Annotated in this window: 19 protein-coding genes and 2 pseudogenes; 13 read left to right on the forward strand and 8 right to left on the reverse strand. The window is 59.6% G+C overall.

The features are described from left to right. Nucleotides 1–7: 7 nt before the first annotated feature. Both HB376_RS07615 and HB376_RS07620 read right to left on the reverse strand, forming a co-directional pair. On the reverse strand, nucleotides 8–2,155 hold the full coding sequence (locus HB376_RS07615) for a TonB-dependent siderophore receptor (protein WP_213762813.1): 2,148 nt from the start codon (nucleotides 2,153–2,155) through the stop codon (nucleotides 8–10). A gap of 440 nt (nucleotides 2,156–2,595) precedes the next feature. Next, nucleotides 2,596–3,861: an MFS transporter gene (locus tag HB376_RS07620; RefSeq protein ID WP_213762814.1), complete on the reverse strand. Its 1,266-nt coding sequence runs from the start codon at nucleotides 3,859–3,861 to the stop codon at nucleotides 2,596–2,598. 147 nt (nucleotides 3,862–4,008) lie between these two features. Here HB376_RS07620 and HB376_RS07625 point away from each other — a divergent pair, with 147 nt between their 5' ends. The 7 genes from HB376_RS07625 (at nucleotide 4,009) to HB376_RS07655 (ending at nucleotide 11,353) form a co-directional block, all read left to right on the forward strand. Next, nucleotides 4,009–4,917: a LysR family transcriptional regulator gene (locus HB376_RS07625; protein WP_213762815.1), complete on the forward strand. Its 909-nt coding sequence runs from the start codon at nucleotides 4,009–4,011 to the stop codon at nucleotides 4,915–4,917. Next, nucleotides 4,914–6,110 (forward strand): YbfB/YjiJ family MFS transporter, encoded by a 1,197-nt coding sequence (locus tag HB376_RS07630; protein ID WP_213762816.1) that lies wholly within the window; start codon nucleotides 4,914–4,916, stop codon nucleotides 6,108–6,110. Before HB376_RS07625 ends, HB376_RS07630 begins: the two co-directional genes overlap by 4 nt. 93 nt (nucleotides 6,111–6,203) lie before the next feature. Then, nucleotides 6,204–6,713 carry a DUF1697 domain-containing protein gene (locus tag HB376_RS07635; RefSeq protein WP_213762817.1) on the forward strand — a complete coding sequence of 170 codons (510 nt, stop codon included), beginning with the start codon at nucleotides 6,204–6,206 and terminating at the stop codon, nucleotides 6,711–6,713. Between the two features lie 316 nt (nucleotides 6,714–7,029). Next, nucleotides 7,030–7,833 carry a hypothetical protein gene (locus HB376_RS07640; protein WP_213762818.1) on the forward strand — a complete coding sequence of 268 codons (804 nt, stop codon included), beginning with the start codon at nucleotides 7,030–7,032 and terminating at the stop codon, nucleotides 7,831–7,833. 332 nt (nucleotides 7,834–8,165) lie between these two features. Continuing rightward, nucleotides 8,166–9,209 (forward strand): rod shape-determining protein, encoded by a 1,044-nt coding sequence (locus HB376_RS07645; protein ID WP_089164788.1) that lies wholly within the window; start codon nucleotides 8,166–8,168, stop codon nucleotides 9,207–9,209. A gap of 768 nt (nucleotides 9,210–9,977) precedes the next feature. Beyond that, nucleotides 9,978–10,469 (forward strand): polyhydroxyalkanoate granule-associated phasin, encoded by a 492-nt coding sequence (locus tag HB376_RS07650; protein WP_255631213.1) that lies wholly within the window; start codon nucleotides 9,978–9,980, stop codon nucleotides 10,467–10,469. Beyond that, nucleotides 10,466–11,353, forward strand: a complete 888-nt coding sequence (locus HB376_RS07655; RefSeq protein ID WP_255631214.1) for a class I SAM-dependent methyltransferase — start codon at nucleotides 10,466–10,468, stop codon at nucleotides 11,351–11,353. The genes HB376_RS07650 and HB376_RS07655 overlap by 4 nt, the downstream gene beginning before the upstream one ends. A 146-nt stretch (nucleotides 11,354–11,499) precedes the next feature. On the opposite strand, the gene HB376_RS07660 is transcribed toward HB376_RS07655, so the two are convergent. Beyond that, nucleotides 11,500–12,411, reverse strand: a complete 912-nt coding sequence (locus HB376_RS07660) for a LysR substrate-binding domain-containing protein (RefSeq protein WP_213763049.1) — start codon at nucleotides 12,409–12,411, stop codon at nucleotides 11,500–11,502. Between the two features lie 550 nt (nucleotides 12,412–12,961). Here HB376_RS07660 and HB376_RS07665 point away from each other — a divergent pair. The 6 genes and pseudogenes from HB376_RS07665 to HB376_RS07685 all read left to right on the forward strand — a co-directional run bounded on the left by HB376_RS07665 (nucleotide 12,962) and on the right by HB376_RS07685 (nucleotide 16,858). Next, nucleotides 12,962–14,050: a tartrate dehydrogenase gene (locus tag HB376_RS07665; protein WP_213762819.1), complete on the forward strand. Its 1,089-nt coding sequence runs from the start codon at nucleotides 12,962–12,964 to the stop codon at nucleotides 14,048–14,050. A gap of 148 nt (nucleotides 14,051–14,198) precedes the next feature. Continuing rightward, nucleotides 14,199–14,324 (forward strand): annotated as a pseudogene (locus HB376_RS07670) (aldehyde dehydrogenase family protein); the annotation flags it as partial. Next, on the forward strand, nucleotides 14,321–15,310 hold the full coding sequence (locus tag HB376_RS07675; protein WP_213762820.1) for a succinylglutamate desuccinylase/aspartoacylase family protein: 990 nt from the start codon (nucleotides 14,321–14,323) through the stop codon (nucleotides 15,308–15,310). The pseudogene HB376_RS07670 and the gene HB376_RS07675, both read left to right, overlap by 4 nt. A gap of 15 nt (nucleotides 15,311–15,325) precedes the next feature. Then, nucleotides 15,326–15,570 (forward strand): annotated as a pseudogene (locus HB376_RS41685) (hypothetical protein); the annotation flags it as partial. Nucleotides 15,571–15,832: 262 nt separating this feature from the next. Then, nucleotides 15,833–16,060: a DUF2934 domain-containing protein gene (locus HB376_RS07680; RefSeq protein WP_213762821.1), complete on the forward strand. Its 228-nt coding sequence runs from the start codon at nucleotides 15,833–15,835 to the stop codon at nucleotides 16,058–16,060. Nucleotides 16,061–16,660: 600 nt separating this feature from the next. Beyond that, nucleotides 16,661–16,858: a hypothetical protein gene (locus tag HB376_RS07685; protein WP_213762822.1), complete on the forward strand. Its 198-nt coding sequence runs from the start codon at nucleotides 16,661–16,663 to the stop codon at nucleotides 16,856–16,858. Between the two features lie 131 nt (nucleotides 16,859–16,989). Here HB376_RS07685 and HB376_RS07690 read toward each other — a convergent pair whose 3' ends face one another. The 5 genes from HB376_RS07690 to HB376_RS07710 all read right to left on the reverse strand — a co-directional run bounded on the left by HB376_RS07690 (nucleotide 16,990) and on the right by HB376_RS07710 (nucleotide 23,037). Next, on the reverse strand, nucleotides 16,990–18,117 hold the full coding sequence (locus HB376_RS07690) for a VIT1/CCC1 transporter family protein (RefSeq protein ID WP_213762823.1): 1,128 nt from the start codon (nucleotides 18,115–18,117) through the stop codon (nucleotides 16,990–16,992). Nucleotides 18,118–19,252: 1,135 nt separating this feature from the next. Next, a complete protein-coding gene (gene argE / locus HB376_RS07695; protein ID WP_213762824.1) occupies nucleotides 19,253–20,443 on the reverse strand; it encodes an acetylornithine deacetylase in 1,191 nt (396 codons plus the stop codon). Between the two features lie 3 nt (nucleotides 20,444–20,446). Next, a complete protein-coding gene (locus tag HB376_RS07700; RefSeq protein ID WP_213762825.1) occupies nucleotides 20,447–21,118 on the reverse strand; it encodes a DUF1028 domain-containing protein in 672 nt (223 codons plus the stop codon). Between the two features lie 13 nt (nucleotides 21,119–21,131). Continuing rightward, a complete protein-coding gene (locus tag HB376_RS07705) occupies nucleotides 21,132–21,545 on the reverse strand; it encodes a RidA family protein (protein ID WP_213762826.1) in 414 nt (137 codons plus the stop codon). Nucleotides 21,546–21,552: 7 nt separating this feature from the next. Then, on the reverse strand, nucleotides 21,553–23,037 hold the full coding sequence (locus HB376_RS07710; RefSeq protein WP_213762827.1) for a 4-hydroxyphenylacetate 3-hydroxylase family protein: 1,485 nt from the start codon (nucleotides 23,035–23,037) through the stop codon (nucleotides 21,553–21,555). Between the last annotated feature and the right edge of the window lie 77 nt (nucleotides 23,038–23,114).

The following is a 23,114-nucleotide window of genomic DNA, read 5'->3' on the forward strand; positions in this document are numbered from 1 at the left end:
ACAGACCTCAATAAACGAAATGGCCCTGCACGTAGACCATGCGCGGCGCGCCGACCATCCGTCCAGCGTTACCGTCGACATTGCGTGTGTAGTAGCGCTTGCCCGCGATATTGTTGACACCCACCGTGAGGTTGCTGCCCTTCCAGCCGGGGATCTTCCAGTCGGCCTGCATGTCCCACACCCGGAAACCCGGTATACGGCCGACGCGTCCGTCAGGCGTTTCCGCGACGGTGTTCGCTGTATCGGAGTACTGAGCACTCTGGTGCGTGCTCGACACATTGAATGTCCACCCGTGCGTCGCATAGCGCAGACCCAGCGTATCGGTAAAGCGCGAGTAGAACGGCACGTCGAGACCTGCTGTAGCGCCCGATTCCTGGATCGCTTTCGTGTACGTGAAATTCGCGTACGCGTCGAGACCGCGCAACACGCTGTCCTCGGCGAATGCGTATTCGATTGCGGTTTCCACGCCCTGGTGATGCGTCGCGCCAATGTTCTGGAACGTGGCCGGCGTTATGCCCGCGACCTGGATAATCTGGTTGTCGAAGCGCATGTTGAACGCGGTCAATTCGGCATGAATCTGCCTGCTCGACCAGCGGGCCCCTACTTCATAAGTCTTCGCCAGTTCCGGTTGCAGCGGATTGGTCGCTGACTGCGAGTTCAACTGCAGATTCTGCACCGGACCAAACGACGTGCTGTAGTCGGTGAACAGCGTCAGCGCCGAATTCCACAGGTACGACAGGTTCACCGACGGCAGTGGCTTGTTGTTGTTTGTCTCGTAGGTCTGGTTGAGCGTGTCGTCGCGGCGTGTCGATTCAATGTGTTCGAAGCGCACACCCGGCGTGAGGCGCCAGCGTCCATAGGCAATACGGTCGTCGATATAAACCGCGTGCGCGTTGGTGGCGTTGTCGAAGCTGCTCGTCGGGCCGATCACGCCCGTTGCCAGCGTCTGGTTGTAGCTGTTGTCGTCACCGCGTTCGCGAATGTAGCGATACCCAACGGTCACATCGTTTTGAAGTGGCCCGAGCGAGAAGCGCTGCGTGAAGCGCGGTTCAATGCCGAGCGTATCGTAGTTGCGCGGCTGATATTGAAGCTGCGTGCCCGTCGTATTGATCAGCGTACTGCTGCGGTAGCTCTCGTTGTAGTACGCACGCACCTCGAATTCCTGCGTGGCCGACAGCGTATTCACATAGCCGATATCAACCGCTTTGCGCTCGCCATTCCAGTAGTCGGTCGGACGGGTATTCTGGAACGGGTCGGCGTTGTATTGCGCGACCGTCAGGCCGCCCGGCGTGCGTGACTTCACGTCGTAATACGAGAACTTGCCGTAGAACTCGGAGGTCGGCGTTAGCTCGTAGCGGAACTTGAGTGCGAGGTCGTTGACACGCTCGTCACTGCCCTCGCGCCAGTCGCGCCCGGTCATGCCCGAGTACAGCAGCGCGAGGCCGAGACCGTTGTCGAGCTGCGTGCCAAGGAACGTGCTGTACGTCGTGTTGCTGCCGCCGCCGCTGGTGTAGATGTTTTCGCGCACCGACGCGTCGGCGGTCAGGCCGGACTTGTCGGGAATCTCGCGGGTCTTGAAGTTGATCACGCCGCCCACGTTCTGCGGGCCGTAGCGCACCGCGCCGCCGCTGCGGACCACGTCTATCGATTCGATATTGCCGAGGCTGATGGGCGCAAACGACAACTGCGGCTGGCCGTACGGTGCGACCGCGAGCGGGATGCCATCGAGCAGCACGGTCGAGCGCGGCGTGTAGCGGCCGGTCAAACCCCGGACGCCGACGTTCAGCGAAACGGCGCTGCCGGCTGTGCCGGAATTGTCCGTGGACTGCACGCCGGGAATGCGCCGCATCACGTCGCCAATACTCGTCGCGCCGCTCTGGTTGATCTCTTCCTTATCGACAACCGTTCGCGCGCCGGCGAAGGTCTTCACGCTGTTTTGCAGGCCGGTTCCGAGCCAGTCTCCCGAGACGACGATCGAGTCAAGCACGGTCGGGTTGCTATCGGTCGTGGTCGCGGCGGGACCTGGAGCTGCGGCTGCGGGGGCTTCCTGCGCGGATGCCCGATCGGGCTGGCTGAGAAAGGCTAGCGCGGCAACTGCCGCAAAACGGGTAAGCGTGCTGACCGTATCGACACTACGGCGTTCGGCAAAAACCATGATTCCAGATGTCCTTCATTGTGTTCGGCAGATGCGGTTTTGAGCGGCGTTTCCACGCGAGACGCGAGCGCAGCACAATCCCCACAGGAATTGTTACGAAATGTTTTGAAGAATGCGGGCGCAAGTATAAATACGAATCAATATCAATTGAAAGGTAAATTTGGGATTTCGTTTCAAAATTTGGAGAACTTGCGGTGGGATGCGAGGCGTGACGTGCGAATGCAGTCAGATATTGCGTGTGAAGCAAGGAGTAAGCTTTCTAAATAATTACGCCTTCGATCGGGGGACGTCCTTTTGCTTCGTGGTCTTGCAGCAAACGAAGCGTCCGGGGGCTCCTGATTGCCGGAACCCGTCGATGAACGCCCCTGCCTGACGGAGCCTATGAGGCCCTCTTCCACCCGTGAACAAAGTTCCCAGGCAAAAGGGACAGCGTCGGCAACTCAGCTCACAGGCCTGGCCCTCGCCCATCGATTCAACCCGGCACACACCAGCAATAACGAAGCCGTCACAAAAAACACCGCCCGCAAACCGATGTGCGCGCCAATCAACCCGCCGATCAACGGGCCTATCACTTGGCCGCTGAACTGGGCGGACTGCAGATAGCCAAGCGTCTTGCCGGAATTGTGATCGGCAACCGCGTGCCGGATCTCTTTCGCTATCGATGGAAGCAGCCCCGCGAGCGTCATGCCCATTAAGCCGCGAAGAATGGCCAACTGCCACCATTGGTGAACAAACGCCTGCGGCACCAGTACCACGCTGGTCGCCACCAGACACCCGATGATGACCTTCGAGCTGCCGATGCGATCAGCCAGCGCGCCAAAACGCGCGGCAGTCAACATGCTGCCGAACGCCGATGCCGCCATGACGATCCCCGCCATGCGCGCGACATGGTCACCCGGCACACCCAGTTGCCCGATATAAACAGTGATGATCGGCTCGATCGACATGTTGGCGAGCAACACCATCATTGCCGTTACCAGCAGCGCGAGGATCACCCGTCGGTTCATTGCCGGAGGCAAAGCAGCGCCAACATCGACACGCTTTTTCGCGTCGTTCGCACGATCGAAATCTTCGCGCACGAACACGACGGTCAGCAGCGCAGCCACGGCGATGATCGCGCCGCCAACGAAGAAGGTACCGCGGATACCGACGTATGTCGGCAGGAATCCGCCGACCAGCGGTCCCACGAGATTGCCCGCGAGCGCACCCGTCGACAGCACGCCCAATGCCCATCCAGCGCGCTCGCGTGGCGCCTGCGTGCCGACCATGACGATCGAGGCGGAGGCATAACCGCCGATCAACCCCGCGATCAGTCGCAGCACGACAAGCTCGGTCAGGTTATGCGCGAGGCCGATCAACGACATCACGATGGCCATGCCGACCGCCGCACGGATCAGCATGGGCTTGCGGCCATAACGGTCCGCCAGGCGTCCCCAAAGGGGCGCGGTAATCGCGGTGCCGAAGAACGTTGCGCCGAATGCGACGCCGGACCACTGCACGACCGCCGCCGGCGAACTCACGCCCAACTGTTGCACGTACAGCGGCAGGAACGGCAGCAACATGCTGAGACTCAGCAGCGTTGTAAATGACCCGAATACGCAGACAAAAAGATTGCGCCGCCAATACGGCGCGTTGCGTTCGGCATAGCTCGGCTTCTGGACAAGGCTGTCCGGCGGCATGAGGGAACTGGTTGCTTGCGGAGTCATGGGGGCCTCGATCGTCCTGTCAGGCATTGAGCGATGGCCGGGCGCATATGCGTCGATCCGGATCACCATCGCAAAAGAAGTAGACTGCTTGCATATTATCTCAATTTAGGAATATGATGTTTACATCGTTCTCTAATTGAGATTTTCATGGACCACACCAGCCTCGAAATTTTTCGCGTCGTCGCCGCTGAACTCAGCGTGACCCGCGCGGCCAAGCGGCTCGGCCGCGTGCAATCGAACGTGACCACGCGCATCCAGCAGCTCGAGGAGGAACTCGGGGTGGCGTTATTCCGGCGCGACGGCAACCGGCTTACGCTGAGCGCGGAAGGCGAACGTTTTCTGGGCTACGCCAACCGCATGCTCGCTCTGGCCGATGAAGCGCGACAAGTGCTAAGCCCGCAAGCGCCCTCCGGCACGCTGAGAATTGGCAGCATGGAAAGCACGGCCGCGGCTCGTCTTCCGGGACCGCTTGCCGCCCTTCACGCCCAGTACCCCGACGTCCAGCTCAGGATTTCGACGGCGCCCTCGCGGCAATTGATCGAACAGGTTCGCGACGGTCTGCTCGATTGCGCGTTCGCTGCGCTGCCGCCATGCGGCGAGATGACATCGGCGTTGGATCTCGAAGCAGCCGGGCTTCATGGAGAACCGGTCTTTCGCGAGGAAATCCTGCTCGTGCTGCCGCCCGGGCATGCCGCCGTCCGTCAGGGCGCAGATATCACCGTGCGTTCGCTTGCCGCGTTTGCACAAGGATGCAGCTATCGCGTGCTCGCCGAAGAATGGCTCGGCCAGGACAGATCACCGCTCGACATCCAGGAGGTCGGGTCCTATCACAGCATGCTTGCGTGCGTTGCGGCCGGCGGCTGCGTATCTTTGGTGCCGCGCAGCGTGCTTGATCTGCTGCGCGAACCACCGGCGCTCCGCACTCACGTTGTGGCGAAGGTGGATACGTGGCTCGTCCATCGAAACGGATACGAAACGGCAGCATTCAACGCGCTGCGAGAAGCGCTCACGCCTTTCGTGTCGAAGCAACTCGCAGCAAAAAGGAAATCATCATGAGCACGATTCGCCAGGCTTCGTCGGCTGCAGGCCAAGGCACCGCGGCGCTGATCGCCGCTCTTGTCATGGCGGTCGGAATGGGGTTCGGACGCTTTGCGTTCACGGGCATCTATCCGGTCATGGTCAGCGATGCCGTGCTCACCGTGCATCAAGGCACGCTCGCCGCATCGGCCAACTATGCAGGTTATCTGGCCGGTGCCCTGCTGACTGCCGCCGTGCATCCGCGACACTCGCGCAGGCTGTGCATGCTTGCGCTCGCGGGCATCGTGGTATGTCTCGGGGTGACGGCGCTGCTGAATGCGCCGTGGCTGATCATCGCGATGCGCGGCATCACGGGCGCCGTCAGCGCTGTCACCATGGTCGCGGCGTCTCTCTGGCTGCTGCAGCATCGCGGCCACACGAGCGGTGCGCCCTTGCTTTATGCGGGTGTCGGCATGGGCATTGTGCTGTCATCGGAAATGTTGATCGCGGGACGTGCGTTCGACCTGCATAGCGCCGGGCTTTGGTGGGTGCTGGCAGCAGGCGCATTGATCCTAGCCGCAATTGCGCTGCCGGGTCTCGATGCACGCCCTGTTGAGACCGGAGGCACGCGTGCAACCTTACACGGACACGAGTCCTTCCCTGCGCTCGGTGCAGGACGGCTGATCGCGCTCTACGGACTGGCGGGCTTCGGCTACATCATCACCGCGACCTATCTGCCCTTCTTCGTCAGGAACGCAATTGGTTCAATCGATCCCATCCAGGTCTGGGCATTATTTGGCCTGGGCGCGGCTCCGTCGTGTTTCATCTGGCACGCAATCCATATGCGCGTTGGCACACGACGCGCGCTGTTCCTGAATCTCACGCTGCAAGCTGTTGGTGTCATCTTGCCGGTCGTGGCGCCGAACCCGGCCGGATACCTTGGCAGCGCATTGATCGTAGGCGGAACGTTCATGGGCACCACGACTATTGCGATGCTCGCGGCGCGTCGGGTTGCCCACACCCTGCGTGTGAGCATTCTCGCCGTGATGACGGCATGCTTCGGCGTCGGGCAGATCGTGGGACCGCTTGTCGCCAATGCGATGTACGCACCGCATCATTCGTTCTCGGGGTCGTTGGAGACGGCGGCGGCGGCGCTGGCCGTGGCGGCGCTGCTCTGCATCCGTCTCAGCAGGTCTGGTCAGGAATCGGTCATTGTTCAGCACCAGCATTAGTGTGCTCGCCCGATATCCACAAAACCACGAGACCCGGTTTAGTCGGCTTACGGCACAGAGCCATGCTGATAGAAATGGCAATAGAATGCCTGCATGACCACATACGCCGCTCTTTTGCGGGCCGTGAATGTTGGCGGCACCGGCAAACTTCCCATGTCCGAACTTCGCGCAATGTGCGCCTCCGTTGGTTTTTCCAATGTGCGCACGTATATCGCCAGCGGCAACGTTGTGTTCGAAAGCAAGCTTTCGGAAGTATCCGTGAAAGCGAAACTGGAGCGTTGTCTTGAGACTTATGCCGGAAAGCCGGTAGGGATTTTGATCCGGACGGGCGCGGAGCTGGCGGCGGTCCTTGCCAATAATCCCTTTAGTTCAGCGGCGCCGAATCGAACCGTCGCAATCTTTCTCGACGCACCGCCTCCCGCAAATGTGCTGGATAGTGTGAGTGGCCAGCAAACAGAAGAAATCGCACTCGGGACGCGTGAGATTTATGTGCACTACAAAGACGGAATCGCCCATTCAAAACTGAAAATCCCGGCCGTTGGGATGGGCACCGCTCGCAACATGAATACCGTGGCCACGCTCGCCGAGTGGACCGCGGCGTAGGTCGATCGACGTGACCGCACGCGTGACCGTCCCCCCCGCCAGTGCTCGCCGCTCACTCGCCAACCACGGCGGCTACGGCAGATACCGGACTATGAGCCGTGTGGCCTCGTCGACGAGCGCTCCAAACCCTTTGTCCGAGAGGCTTTCAGAATGGTGCACGACCGCTGTATGTGTCAGTGCCTCTATTGATGTCACGCACACAAACACCACAAGCCCGCGTGATTGGAAACGGCCAGCCCATTGGTTTCAGCGATCGCCATGCCCTCCACCGGACAATCGACAACTTGGAACTATACTGGGGCACTTGGAGGTTTCAATGGCCGATCACGACCGACTACATCCACTACGTCCGCTCCTGAAGAATTGGGTTTGGGAGCATGGCCGAATTGGGACTCGCTATCTCGACTGCGCCGATGGCGAAATCAAGTTTGATGAAGGCAAGAAATCGCATTTCGCAGCCGAGAAATATATCTACGTGCCCCTCGATAAGGACGCTCAAGACGATGTATCCGCGGAGGGTCCTGCGATCCAGGACGCGGGACTTGCGCGCTTCTTGCGGGCGGCGCAATTAGGCACGCCAGAGGAAGCCGGTTCTGTCGCGGAGGTTCAGCGCGCAGTGCAGGATTGCGTGGAACTCGGCCTATTCAGCGCATATCAACTGGAGGCTCGAGAGGCATTGGCCCGCTATACGCAGGAGCCCATGTTCGAGGACGAGATCCGCGCGGCGGTTGTCGAAGACATCCGGCGTATTTACACCGGCATGCGGGAGCAACTGGCGCTATACGATTTCAGTGTGCTTTACGGCTTGCCCGCGCCGCTGCTGATCAGCGAGACGCCCTTCATCGACTGGCGTGTGCGGGCCAGTCCGGGACTTCCGTTTGTATCGCTTCCGCTGGGACCTTACTGCCTGCTGGTAGGCGCGGTGTCGGGCAGGAAAAGCCGGATCGGCCCGGTGGTCTGGAAGGCCGCTACTGCCATGGGGCCGTTGAAGGACCACAACCGCTGGATTGCGGAGCATGCACGTCTGTGGCTGGTGGCGACTACGGATGACCAGCTCATCGCGGCCCAAAGCCGCTTTGCCGCGGCCACAGGCTCCAGGCAGGAGGATGCGAAGCCCTGACCGAAGCCGGCGGCGGAGGACAACTCCTTCTCCCGATTAACGGCGCTTATGGCCGAGGCCTGTCGCAAAGTTTGGCTTCTTGCGGCTCACAATGCCGGAACCATCCACTAGCCGACATACGACAGAGCCGTTGCGGCCGGCTACGCTGGTTTGCCAGAATTCATCGACGGCCGGCCCTCCATCTCCAGGCATGCAGGTCCTCGCTGATAACAACATGCGGGCGGCGCTGCGGCTCCGTTCCCCCGAAGCTGTTACTCTTCCCCATTCTCGACCGCAGGTTGGTCGCACGCGATGGGGCCAAGCGCTTGCCGTCAAGCAACACAGGATTTTGAATGTTCGGTTTTCTGCGCAGTTATTTTTCCAACGACCTGGCGATTGATCTCGGCACCTCGAATACGCTGATCTACATGCGTGGCAAGGGTATCGTGCTCGACGAACCGTCGGTCGTGTCGATTCGTCAGGAAGGCGGCCCGAATGGCAAAAAAACCATTCTGGCCGTGGGCAAGGAAGCCAAGCAGATGCTCGGCAAGGTGCCAGGCAACATTGAAGCCATCCGCCCGATGAAGGACGGTGTGATCGCCGACTTCAGCATTACCGAGCAGATGATCAAACACTTTATCCGGATGGCGCACGAGCCCCGCATGTTGGCGCCATCGCCGCGGATCGTTGTCTGCGTGCCCTGCGGATCCACTCAGGTCGAACGGCGTGCGATCAAGGAAGCCGCCCATAGCGCCGGAGCGTCGCAGGTGTACCTGATCGAAGAACCCATGGCGGCCGCCACCGGTGCCGGTCTGCCCGTGTCCGAGGCGACCGGCTCAATGGTCGTCGACATCGGCGGCGGCACCACCGAGGTCGGCGTCATTTCACTCGGCGGCATCGTGTACAAGGGGTCCGTGCGCGTCGGCGGCGATAAATTCGACGACGCGATCGTCAACTATATCCGTCGCAACTACGGCATGTTGATCGGTGAGCAGACCGCTGAAGCCATCAAGAAGGAGATAGGCTCCGCGTTCCCTGGCTCGGAAGTCAGGGAAATGGACGTGAGGGGCCGCAACATGTCCGAAGGGATCCCGCGTAGCTTCACGGTATCCAGCAATGAGATCCTCGAAGCGCTCTCCGATCCGCTGAACCAGATAATTTCCGCGGTCAAAATTGCGCTCGAAAACACGCCGCCTGAACTGGGCGCCGACATCGCCGAGCGCGGCATCATGCTCGCGGGCGGCGGTGCACTGCTTCGCGACCTCGACCGTTTGCTTGCCGAGGAGACCGGCCTGCCGGTGCTCGTCGCTGAAGCCCCCTTGACGTGCGTCGTGCGCGGCTCGGGCATGGCGCTCGAACGCATGGACAAATTCGGCAGCGTCTTCTCCTACGACTGAAGGCGGCGGCGAGTGCTAGGCACAGTGAGACCACCATGATCGCCGTGGTCAAAGGGGAAGAGTATTTCTGTACTTTGCAATGGTCTCGGAGAGGCAATGCGATGCCGGCTCGGATTGATATCGACGTGAACAGGTGGGCCGGAAGGATGCAAGCTCTCATGCCGTTGAACCTTTGCTCGAACGTACCCGGGGAACAACCACCGTGTCCGAGTTGCGTCGGACATTGAAGCTGCTTCCACGCTCGATAGCCGCTGATGCTAACGTCGAGCACTACGCCCATTTCAAGCGGCGTAAACGCCTGGATATGCGCGCCAATCCAGGCGTCCCTCAAGGGGATTTCCTGTGCGGCATACTTCATAGAGCATCCCGCGTGAAGTATGCCGCTGTTTTTATGATCTCGTTCTCCCGCTCAGGCCGAGCTCTATCGCCGCTTCCGTGATCGTCTGTCCAGCGCCTTGGAATTCAGTATCAACGCCATTCACGTGCGCCAAAACGCGCTCAAATGACTTGTTGCGACGCAGCATTTATCGGCCTATGCTGCAGTGTGCCGACGGCGACTTAGGCGAGCTATGCCGATCGTAGAAACCTTGCGAAAGAGCCACGGACGCGTCGTATGAACTTGGTGCGTCAAACCTGCATGTCTTCGAACTCGACAGCGGATGGAACTGCGGACTACAACCGAGCCCTTTCGGCGTTCGACAAAAAAGTCGCTGCGTTCAAGGATGAGTTGTTCGAATCAGAGGCACAAACGCATCCCTGGAGTACTTCATGACTTCCTCGACTTTCTTGCCATCTCTCGGTGAACTTTCCTCGAACTGGTTGCGCCTTTTTACGGAGACGTGCGAAATGCTCAACGCGACCACCCAGGTCGTTAAAGTTCGCACCACTCGCATGGCGATGGCCGGCCCGCTCCCCAATGAGCGGGACCGGGTTGAATTCACTCTAATGAGCCGGGAAAAGAGCGAGGCAGCGTCCGAATCTATCCAGGCGATGGGTTCAGGATTCGTAAATCTGGGCATGGCATTGGCGATGGATACCAGCAAACATATCTGGGCTACGTCCGCGGCGGCCTCAGCCTTGGCGTCGAGTCAATCTGCAACGCAATGGATTGAATGCCAGGCGGCGCTGTTGAAGATCGCAGCAGCCTCTCCGGCCAATCCGTTGCAGTTGGCCAATTCAACCGCCCGCGTGGTCCAGGAGAGCCTCGCCCCTATTCACGGCCGTGCGACCGCAAACGCCAAACGTCTAGGTGTGCTTTGACAGCCGCCGTGTTAGGCGCACCGCTTCTTGAAGAGGATCCGCGGGCTCGCAATCACCGCGCCGGCAGTTTCTCGAAGGTCCCATGCAAATTGGATGGTGTGTCAGAAACCATGCTGTGGACGCTTTACGACCGTGCGTGCGAGGCATGTCGGCCTGACGGCATTCTCGCTGACCCCGACAGCGTGCGTATCTGCAATGCTATCGACTACGATTTCGTGCGTCGTTTTGGAGAGCCCGTCGGTTCGTTTGCCGCACGGGCGGCAAAAATCGACGAATTGTTGAAGCGATGGCTCCAACGCCATCCGGATGGCCTGGTTGTATCCCTGGGTGAAGGCCTCGAAACGCAAGCTCACCGCGTGGACAACGGCCGGATGCGATGGCTCACGGTCGATCTGCCGGCTGCGATCGAACTACGCCAGCACTTTCTTCCTTCGTCCACGCGCTTGCGCCACGTTGCTGCGAGCGTGTTCGAGCCGGGTTGGATTGAAGGGATCGAACCGGGCCCCGATGTATTTATCGTGGTCCAGGGCCTCTTCATGTACCTTGAGCCCGACGCGGTGAGACGTTTGTTCATCAGGATCATCGAGCATTTTCCAGGCGCCGAGATCGCCTTCGACGTCATTCCGCGGTGGTTTTCCCAGTTAACCCAGTGGGGTGTCATGCAAACGCCGCACTATCGCCTGCCTCCCATGCCCTGGGGTATCAATAGCGATGAGATAGCAGCGCGCCTGCACAGCTGGTCGTCAGCCATTACGGCATTGAGCGTGCTTGAGTACCGGGCCCCCCGTGGTTGGCCGAAGATAATGGAAGACCTTTTCCGTATGAATCCGCTAACAAAAGGCCATTTACCTTGCCTGGTACATGCCAGGGTTCGGAATCAATGACCGCCTGGACTCGTGATAAAGAAAATAGCCAACACAGGCAGACCACTAACCGCGAAAGCAGCAATCCGGCATTGACTCCGACCGCTAACGCTTAAACCCATCCCCCTGGCGCGAGCGCCTTCATCGACTCATTGTGCAACAGCATCTCAAAGCGCCGGCAGGTTCCATTGCGCGAACTCGTCGGCGAGAAAGTCCACGCACACCCTCACTTTCGCCGAAGCAGCCAGCCGCGCCGGGTACACCGCCCAGACGTTAGCGGGTTGCGTGACATCAGGCAGCACTTGCAGTAACTGGCCGCTCTCAAGCAACGGGCGCACGTCCCACAGCGAGCGCAGCACAATCCCGCGTCCGGCCAGCGCCCATTGCACCGCGACCTCGCCGTGATTCGTCGACAATGGCCCGGTCACCTTGATCGAAACCGGTTCGCCACGCACATGCAAGCGCCACAAACCGAACGGGTGGTCGCGTTCCTTGATCGCCAGGCACGCATGGCTCGCTAGATCGGCCAGTTGCTTCGGCGCACCATGACGTTCGACATAGTCTGGCGACGCGCACAGCACGCGATGATTCGACGCCAGCCGCTTCGCAATCAAATGCGCCGCGATCTCATCGCCAATCCGTATATCCAGGTCGAAACCTTCCCCCGCCACGTCCACCAGCCGGTCGAACAGATCCAGGCGTATGCTCAGTTGCGGATGTTGGTCGGAGAGCCGCGCCAGCGCCGGGGCCACAATATGCCGCCCAAAACCAAAGCTGCTGGAAATACGCAGCGTGCCGCGCGGAATGCGGCGCGTAGTGGACACGTCTTCCACGAGATGATCGACGTCGTCGAGGATTTTTTCAGCCCACGCGTAGACACGTTCGCCTGCCTCGGTAATGGCGACACGGCGTGTGGAGCGATGCAGCAGGCGAGTGCCGAGATCGGTTTCGAGCACACTCACGCGCTTGCTGACGTACGCCGCCGAGACCGACAGGACCTCCGCCGCCGCGCTGAAGCTGGACTTGCGGGCGACCGTGCAGAAGACGCGGAGATCATCGAGGTTGGGGGAAGACGGGATATTCATTATTCACGCTTCGTGCACAGTGGCTTAACCAAAACGCCAATTTTAAGCCTTGTAGGGGGGAATAAAATAGTAGCCACAGCCCCAACCATGCTTACGGCTTTGCACCTTGGTGGATCAGCGCCGTGGTTCGACGAGAGTACAAATTCGAAGGGTGGTTGTCCGCGGATAGCGCGGGGTGCCCCTTGGGCAGGTTCAGTCACTGGTGGCGAAGCGTGTGGGTATCGGTGTTCGGAGAAGGAGGGGTTCACACATCCTCCGCGCTGGCGAGCGCCGTGCTTTTGGGGCACCTATGAATAGAAACTGCACGCTGTGGACACTTAGGGTAGCGTGGTTGAAAGCGTTTTCTTTGCTTCGTTTCTTTGTCGCTTTGGACAAAGAAATGACGTGCCGCCACGCACAGTGGCTAATAGTGATAAAGAGAAAATCCGACTCAAGCAGACCACTAACGCCAAAAGCACCAACCCGGCATTAACCCAGACTGCTAAAGCAAGACCCCAACCCAACACCTCCAAGTGCGAACGAAACCCTTAACAGGACCCCAACCATGACCAAGACCAAGACCTACAAAATCGCCGTCATTCCCGGCGATGGTATCGGCACAGAAGTGATGCCCGAAGCCATCCGCGTCCTCGACGCCGCCACGAAGCGCTTCGGCATTTCCATCGAATACAAGCACATTGAATGGGCAAGCTGCGGGTATTACCTACAACACGGCCAAATGATGCCCGACGACTGGAAGGCGCAACTGCAGGACTGCAACGCCATCCTCTTCGGCGCGGTCGGCTGGCCCGACACTGTCCCCGATCACATCTCGCTGTGGGGCTCGCTCATTAAATTCCGCCGCGAATTCGACCAGTACATCAACCTGCGCCCTGCTCGTTTGTTCGAAGGCGTGCCGTCGCCGCTCGCGAACCGCAAAGCCGGCGACATCGATTTCTGGATCGTGCGCGAAAACACCGAAGGCGAATATTCATCGGTGGGCGGCGTGATGTTCGAAGGCACGGACCGCGAGTTCGTGCTGCAGGAATCCGTGTTCACACGCCACGGCAGCGAACGCGTGCTGAAATTCGCATTCGATCTCGCGCAGCGCCGCGAGAAGAAAAAGATCACCGTCGCCACGAAAAGCAATGGCATTGCCATCAGCATGCCGTGGTGGGACCAGCGCGCCGCCGAAGTGGCCGCGCTCTTTCCGGACGTGAAGTGGGACAAGCAGCACATCGACATCCTGTGCGCCCGCTTCGTCCTGAATCCGGACCGCTTCGACGTGGTCGTAGCGACCAACCTTTTCGGCGACATCCTCTCCGATCTCGGTCCTGCATGCACCGGCACCATCGGCCTCGCGCCTTCAGGCAACCTGAACCCCGAACGCAAATTCCCGTCGCTGTTTGAACCCGTGCATGGATCGGCGCCGGACATCGCGGGTAAGAACATCGCGAACCCCGTCGCCATGATCTGGTCGGCAGCCATGATGCTCGAGTTCCTCGGTGACTTCAAAGGCCCGGAACGCGACGCGCACGACGCTATCCTTGCTGCGATCGAAGCAACGCTCAAGGAAGGTCCGCATACCGGCGACCTCGGCGGCAAGGCGAGCACAACAGAAGTCGGTCAGGCGATTGCCGCGCGGCTGGCTTGAATCAACGAGCCTGGGCATCGCGCTTAAATGAGTTGGCTTAAATCAGGAGCATGGACTTATGACACGCCAGTTCGAACTGAAGGAGTTGATCCGCCCGGACAATTTCATCGATGGCCAATGGCGCGCAGCCACCAACGCCGCCGCTCGCGCATTGTCCAGCGAAGCAGCGCCCTTTGGCGGCGTGAAAGAATCGGGCTATGGCCGCGAAGGGTCGAAGTACGGCCTCGACGACTACCTTTCCATCAAGTACCTCTGCCAGGGGAATCTCGCATGAGCACGCCAACTGAACATTATCCGATCGAGGTCACGTTCCCCGATATCTCGGTGCATGCAGAGTCCGAATCGGGCATTCCGTATGTGCACACGTTCGACTCCGGCTTGCCCGGACCGCACGTGATGATCAACGCGCTGACGCACGGTAACGAGGTGTGCGGCGCGATTGTGGTCGATGCATTGCTGCGCTTGAAATTGCGGCCACGGCGCGGCCGCCTGACGCTCTCGTTCGCGAACGTCGAGGCGTATGCAAGCTTCGATCCTTCGAAGCCCGATGCCGCCCGTTTCGTCGATCAGGACTTCAATCGCGTATGGACCAGCAAGGTGCTCGACGACACATCGCGTACGTCCAGCGAGCTTGCACGGGCTCGCGAGATGCGTCCGGTCATCGATACCGTGGATGCCCTGCTCGACCTCCATTCAATGCATGAACGCAGCAAGCCGCTGATTGTCGCGGGTCCGCTGGACAAGGGCATCGAATTGTCGTTGCGACTGGGCACGCCGGCCACGGTGATCTGCGATGAAGGTCATCCCGAAGGCCGCCGGATGCGCGATTACGAGGGTTTCGGCGATGCCGGCAGCCCGAAGAACGCGTTGTTGATCGAATGCGGACAGCACTGGGAACGCAGCGCCGTCACGGTCGCGCGCGATACCACCGCGCGCTTCCTGCTGCTCTCCGGCGTGGTCGATAGTGAAGACTTACCCGGCGACTGGCTGAGCCCCCTGCCGCCGACCATGCACGTTGTACGCGTGACGCAACCGGTTGTGGCGGAGAGCATGGATTTTCGCTTCGCCGAGCCTTATACGGGCCTGGAAATTTTCCCCGAAGCGGGCAGCTTGATCGGCTGGTCGAATGGCAAGCCGATCCACACGCCTTACGACGACTGCATGCTGGTGATGCCGTCGCTGCGGCAATTGCGCCCCGGCGTGACCGTCGTGCGACTGGGGAAGATCGAGCGAACAGTAAAGCGGGATACTGCGGTCTGACATCACGAATAACGAATCAATAAGGTCCACGTAAAGGTTCGGCAAATCGAGCAGAGCGTCAGCCTGAAAAATCTCGAGGATTGGGGCACCGCCGGCTTGGCCGGCACAACGCCGATTTAAGTCTCGGCGTGCAACGCGTGATCCAAGGTAGCGAAGCGATTGATACCGGTATTTTCGAATGTACGACAGGAACGTATCGGCGCTTGGTGAAGCGGGCGGAAGTGATGCATTTTCTGGCGGGGCGCGGACGCTTTACGCCAGTTCACTTCCTCCTTTAGCAATTCACTTCTGCAATTCGCCTCTCATACGTTCATTGCGGTTTTTACCGCCGCGTACGGTTCGCCAAGTATTTCAATACTACCCGCCGAGTGTCGCCGCTGGCCATCACCCGCGCTCGACCCAAGTTTTCGGGTGTCACGAAAATTGCTGCAAACGTCATTAAGCTCAACCGAGCTTGGCACGGTCACGCGTTGCGTTGACCGACGTTTTTCGGATCGGGTACTCTTTTTTACGGGGCAGACTATGGACGTCCAAATGTCGGAAGAGCAGATTCGCACGCTTGCGTTCTATCTTTGGGAACAAGACGGTAGTCCCGATGGACGCGCAGACGAGTATTGGGAGAAAGCACGGCAGCAGCTCGGTCTTGAAGGTGCGACGCAGGACGGTAAGGCAGTGGATGAGGGCGAGACCGAGACAGCAGGATTTGGCGAAGAACCTGAGGCGACGTCGGGCCGTCCGCTGGCGGAATAAAAGCCGGTGCGCCACGGCGATTCCGCCGTGAGATCACGCGGAGCCATTCGACGCAACGCGGGTTTCGCTTCCACGCCGCGCTTAGCGGGGCGGCAACATCTTCGGACAAGCAACACACCACGTATGCATCGCGCGTGATACCGCATCGCTGTTCACGTGGTCATTCCTGTAACGTATCCGCCTTTACGGGGCACAAGGCAATATCCGCCGATACCACCAGCCGAACCTCGGGCGGTGACCCGTGCAACCTTAGCCCCGGCCATGAAAATCCGATTCCGGCTAAACCCGGGATGCTGAGCCCCTGGCGTTCGTCGTCCCTATCGAACTATCGAACGTCGACCAATCGCGCTAGCGCTTGCGAGGCCGCGATACTGTTGCCCTAAACATACGCTTAACGCGACGCAGGCCCACCCGGCAAGGGCCTGTGCGGCTGTATTGGTAACACTACCAATGTCCTGAACCTGGCGGTTGGCGCCTACTGGAAGAACACAAACTGCGGCTGACCGGTGTTTAGTCTCGGGATTGCGCTATCAGGAGGCGCATACGTCTACCGGGTCACGCCGTTGTTTTCGCCGATAACTAAACGAAGTGGTGTTCAACATGAAGACGTTCAATCATCTCAGTGCCTTGACCTCGTCGCTTGCAGGAAGCCGTAGCAAGGTATCCAAGGCCGCAGCCAAAACCGAAAAGCAATGCTCCTCGTATGTGTCGATGCTTCAGGCACCCATGACCGTACTCGCCTGCAACGTGTCCGATCGTGCCGACATTACAGCCATTGCGATACTTGGGTATAACTAGGCGGGTCGTTGCGCGGGTGAAGTCACCGCTTGAGCGGCTTTCCCGGCTTGGCTGAAAACAGCGGGAAAGCGAAACGCACGCGAAGGCCGCGTTGGTTGAAGTGACATGGGGCCCAGGCGAAACCACCCGTGTCAGGATATCGACACGCCAAGCAAATGGCCTACGCAAAATGTAAAGCTTGCGGCAATACATCCAATTACGATTTGTCTCATCGCCGAAAACGCCGCACCACGTCCATTGAAAAGCGATGTGAACACGCCGATCGCAGCAAGTGCAAGCGCACTTAATGCAACGCACTGCATGATTGCCGCGAGGCCGCTGGTCCACAGGAAAGGCATCGCCGGAAAAATTGCGCCGATCGAAAACAAGCAAAACGAAACGCCTGCAGCAGACCAGGGATTCCCGCCCAACTCGGCGGGATCAAGGCCGAGCTCTTCACGTGTCAGCGTGTCGAGCGCCTTGTCCTTGTCTCGCATGATCTGGGCGGCAACACGTTTGGCCTCGTTACCATCGAGGCCCTTCGCTTGGTAAATCAGTGCGAGTTCGTGCCGCTCGGCGTCAGGCGTGTGTTCAAGCTCATCCGCTTCTTTCGCAATCTGGGTGCGTGCGAGTTCCCGCGCATTGGTCACGGATAACCACTCGCCCAGCGCCATGGAGCACGCGCCCGCAATCAGGCCGGCGAAAGCTGTCAGCAAGATGGTCTTGTTGTTGATCCCCGCGCCTGCTACCCCCATGATCAGACAAAAATTCGATACCAACCCGTCGTTCGCACCAAGGACGGCCGCCCTCAGATCATTGCCGGACGAGACGCCCTTGTGCCACGACTCCGCCTCGGCAATCTCCGCGCCTTTCGACCTCTGCGGGCGCTTGTGATTCGCCACGCTTTGCACCATGTCCGCGTGCCGATGTTCTTCCTCGGCCATCTGCGCGGCGTCCGGCTGCCCCGCGTATTTATCTCTGTCTGCGTATTCGGCTGCGGCAACCGTGCGCAACACGAAATCCGGGCCGAAGACTCGCACGAGCGCCCGCATGACCCGGGTCTTGGCGCTGTACTGATGCGATCGGACCTTGACGCCGTTCGCCCGAAGTTTCTCGCGCCACACTTGCGCGTGCGTGAACTCCGACGCAGCGAGTTCCGCATAAATGGCCTTCTTCGAACCATCTTGCTCGACGTTCGCCAGCGTTTCGTAAAGCGCCGCACTGTCGAGTTCGTCGGCCAGGTTCGACCTGAACCTTTTTAGCTCCGTTTTTGACGCCAAAGGATTGCTCTCCTCGCCCGGGTCACTGGAAATTTCTCAGCAAATCCTAACGGATCAAGCGTACTAACTGGTTAAAGACCCTTAGCGTCTGCGTAATTGAGAATAGCAATGGTTTGTACAACGTTCAACGAGCCCATTGGTTTTCGTTCGCACCGGGGGTGGATGAGGCCTGCTGGCGACCAGGGGTCAGGGGTGGTGCTTTCAGCGTTAGTGGTCTGCGAGAGTCGAATTTTCTCTTTATCACTATTAGCCACTGTGCGTGGCGGCACGTCATTTCTTTGTCCAAAGCGACAAAGAAACGAAGCAAAGAAAACGCTTTCAACCACGCTACCCTAAGTGTCCACAGCGTGCAGTTTTCATTCATAGGTGCCCCAAAAGCACGGTGCTCGCCAGAGCGGAGGATGTGTGAAACCCTCCTTCTCCGAACACGGATACCCACACGCTTCGCCACCAGTGATTGAACCTGCCCAAGGAGCACCCCGCGCTATCCGCGGACGACCTCCCGCCAAATTTGTATGCATGCCGAACCTCGTAGCCAACCCGCCAAGTAACAAGGCCCCAACAATGCGTAAGGCCGTAACCGACGAAAATAACCGCGTAAGCACGCGGTCAGCTCACCAAAAACTGAAGCACTGAACACGCATCGAGCTGCTAGGCACCAAGCTGTGATCCACGAATATGGCCGTACGAACCAGGCTGCTAACCCATCACAAACCACGGTCGGCGGTACGCGTGAGGCCGCGCGGGTTCCTTGGCAATGGTGCTTGCCCGAGAGCGTACGGGGCGAAGCGTGTTCATGTCAGGATTCGCGAGAAGGAGGGGTTCACACATCCTTCGCTCTGGCGAGCACCGTGCTTTTGGGGCACCTATGAATAGAAACTGCACGCTGTGGACACTTAGGGTAGCGTGGTTGAAAGCGTTTTCTTTGCTTCGTTTCTTTGTCGCTTTGGACAAAGAAATGACGTGCCGCCACGCACAGTGGCTAACAGTGATAAAGAGAAAATCCGACTCTCGCAGACCACCACGGCCGAAAGCACCAACCCGGCATAGACCCCGACCGCAAACCCCAAACCCCAAACTTGGCACCGCCCCCTCCAACGACCAAAGCACCGCCCTAAGCCGCGCAGGCAAGCACCTAAGAGCGATCGGCCGGCAAAGCAGCGGGCAGGTTCATGGAAAGCTTGCCGAGAAAACTCAGGCATTTCGATAACTGGTCGAGTTCAACATACTCATCGGCTTTGTGTCCTTGTTCGATCGAACCTGGGCCACACACCACGGTTGGAATGCCGATCGATTGAAACAGCCCGCCTTCGGTACCAAACGCGAGCGTTCGCACGTCTTCCCGTTCAGCCGCGGCACACGCCAATTCCCGCAACCAGCTAGCAGCGGCCTGGTCGGAAAGCGCCGGATAGTCGACCAGTTGCTGCCAGTCGATACCACTGCCCGCAAACGTCTCGCGCATGGCGCCCACGATTTCGTTATCCGCATAACGGGTGATCGATTCCACGATAACGTCCGCGCTGTCACCGGGCAGATTGCGAATCTCGAACTCCACCTCGGCGTGATCCGGTATTACGTTCAACGCGATGCCGCCGTTCAGGCGTCCCGTATGAACCGTCGTGTAGGGAGGGTCAAAGTCGTGATCAAGCGCCGCGTGGGTGCGTAGGTCCCGTTGCGTGCGGCGCAGGAACGTCACCAGCTCCGCCGCAAAATCCACCGCGTTGACACCAAGGTGCGTCAATGCCGAATGCCCGGCCAGCCCTTTCACGCAGCATCGGTACGCCTTCTTGCCCTTGTGCGCGACCGCGACCTGCATGCTGGTCGGTTCTCCAATAATGCATGCCAGTGGCTTCACCGGCGCAGCCGCCAGTTCACGCAAGAGGCCGCGTACGCCCCGGCATCCAACCTCTTCGTCGTAACTGAATGCGAGATGGATTGGCACCTCCCGACACGCTCGCACAAAATGCGGCACGCTCGCGAGCACAGCCGCAATAAACCCCTTCATGTCCGCCGTGCCACGGCCAAACACACGATCGCTGCCACGCTTCATTTCGAACGGCGGAACGGTCCACGGCTGGCCATCGGCGGGAACTACATCGGTATGACCGGACAAGCAGAGTCCCGCCCGGTCCTTGGGACCAATGGTCGCGTAGAGATTCGCCTTGCGCCCGGTTTCATCGAATACAAGGGACGACTCCACATCGTGCCGCTTTAGGTACTGCTGGATGAAATCGATCAACGCGAGATTCGATTCCGAACTGCGGGTATCGAATGCGATCAGGGAATCCAGCAGATCAAGCGTGCTATCCAGCAAGGCGTGCGTCATGAGCTAAAGGTCTCCGGGTACGCCATACGACGGCGCTTGCTCGGGGCGTTTCGCGCGCGTCGCATAGTCGTTCATTTGCGGTTCGTAGCGCTGCCAGAGCGCGCGCAAGTCGGCGATGGGTTCATCGGACCAGTCCACCCGCAACTCCGCAAGCGGCCAGACGTCCCGCCCGTATACGCAAAATCCCGCTGAATGCACGGGTCCCGCCTCACCGCCCGCCGCCGCGCCCGCTTCCAGCGAGAAGATCAACCGCTCGGCAAGCGAGCTTGCATGAGACGCTTCGAAGGCTTCGACCATGGCGGCCGGGATACCATCGTGTGCAAGCAGATTCCCCGCCGCGATGCAGTCGCGCCCCGCCTTCGTCGCGATAATGCCGAGCCCTTTTGCCCCGGTCACCGCGTCTCGCGAACCGTCTGCATCCAGTACCGCGAGCTGTCGCCACTCGGCGTAGGGCCGTGCGTCCTGCAACTGCCGCAAGGTGCTCTGCGCACCGAATCCCTGCGCCAGCAAATTCAGGCCAAGCACGCCAAGACGCGGATCGGTCACGTTCTGGCTCAGCACCACGCCGTGCGGGCTGGCCCACAAGCAACGGCTGGGGACCGCAATGCTCGAACTGCACACAATGCCGCCGACCATGCCTGTACGTTCGCATCGACCAGCCAGTGAAAAGGTCATGAGAAGACTCCGTTCAACTATTCGGAATGACGGCGATCACGTCGATCTCCACCAGCCACTCGGGCCGCGCGAGCGCTGAAATCACGAGCCCGGTAGAGACCGGATACACGCCCTTCAACCACTTTCCCACCACCGTATAGACTGCCTCGCGATAACGGATATCGACGAGATAGATCGTGATCTTGCAGATATCCTCGAGCTTGCTGCCAGCTTCGTCCAGCAGCATCGCAATGTTCGCCATGGCTTTTTCGGCCTGCGCGGCGATGTCGCCTACACCCACCGATTCGCGCGTATCCAGGTCCTGGCCAATCTGGCCGCGCAGGTAAACCGTGCCGTTCGCGACCACCGCCTGGCACAGGTCATTGTCCAGTTTCTGCTCGGGGTAGGTCTCGCGCGTATTGAATTTGCGGATACGGGTATGGCTCATGGACACCTCACACTACGCGCTTGAGCCGAGGCTCTGCGCTGGATTGAACAACACGGTCCGACAGATTCGCAGCCTTCTTCACGTAGCCGAGCGTACTGTCGAAATCGAAATTGCGGAACACGGCGCCCAGATGCGCGAACGGCGGCGACTGGGCAAACAACTGGAACGTCAGCCGATGTCCGGCGTAGTCGGAATTCAGCAAGTCGCGGGCGAATGCAAGCAGCTTGCGGCGGTCGTCGGAGACCCAGTTTTCATTGACGGTGTAATACTTGTCGAGCCAGTCGCTGATCTCGGGATTCGCAAATGAGGCCGCGTCCGGCGTCACGCAAATCTGGCCGCCGCACAACTCGCGGGCAAGATGCATCATCTCGTGAAGCCGCGAACATGCTTGCACGCGCCCTGTATAAAGCAGCGACTGGTTGGGCATCATCAGCCCCGCAGGACTACGCTCGCCGCATGCAATAGACGCAGTCAAATGCGCATTGATAGTCTCTCTGTACACCGCGAGGGTCGACAGTTTTTCCTGCACGGCCTGCTGCTTTTCGAGCCCGGTCTGACGCGCATTGAACAGCGCCGTGCCGATCATCAGGTCGGCCAGACGCAGGTTGCGCTGGACGAACGCAAACGCGCTATAGCGATGCAGCGTGGCGCGAATGAACGTGGCCGCCTTCGTGTGCTGATAAAACAGCACGTCCTCCCACGGGATCAGGACGTTGTCGAAGATCAGCAATGTATCGATTTCATCGCAGCGGTTGGAGAGCGGATAGTCCTCCGGATTCGCGCGGCCCGCGAAGCCCGTACGGCAGATGAACTTGAGCCCCGGCGCAGACATGTTGACGATGAAACCAACCGCATAGTCGGACAGTTTCGCATCACCCCAGTTGGCGATGGTCGGCTTGACGAAGGCCTGGTTCGCATACGCGGCGGCCGTTTCATACTTGGCGCCGCGCACCACGATGCCGGCATCGGTTTCTTTCACCACATGCAACAGCATGTCGGGGTCCTGCTCCTGAGGCGGCTTCGAACGATCGCCCTTCGGGTCCGTGTTCGCGGACACATGGAACGGGTCCTCGTGCAGCGTCCGATGAATGTGGCGCTCAATATTTTCCGCAAAACGCGGGTCCACTTCGTTGAGCACATCCTTGCCGTCATACAGCGACCACATCTCGCCGATGGTTTCATCGCCCACCCGCGTTGCAATACCTCCCACGTCGTCGAGCACGGTATCCACCGCCAGCCGCTTGTCGTGCCAGTCCTGCTGCGTGTACGGCAGCTTCAGGCCGATGGCGTTGCGCTCACCGGTGGTTTCTTCGACATAGCTCATGACGCCCTGCGTCGCTTTCTCGTTCGCCATGTCATAGATACGCGCACGGATATCGACGATAGGCTTGAACATGGGGTGCGTGGTCACGTCGTTCACGCGTTCGCCGTTGATCCAGACTTGCCGTCCGTCACGAATGGAATCGCGATACTGCTCGCCGGTTCTGATCATTTACTGTGCCTCGGTCCGTTGGGAATGTCGTTCGGAAATGGGTGCATGCCGGCCTGTCTGGATCGTCTAGAACGGAA

Source organism: Caballeronia sp. dw_19, assembly GCF_018449515.1.
Lineage (GTDB): Bacteria > Pseudomonadota > Gammaproteobacteria > Burkholderiales > Burkholderiaceae > Caballeronia.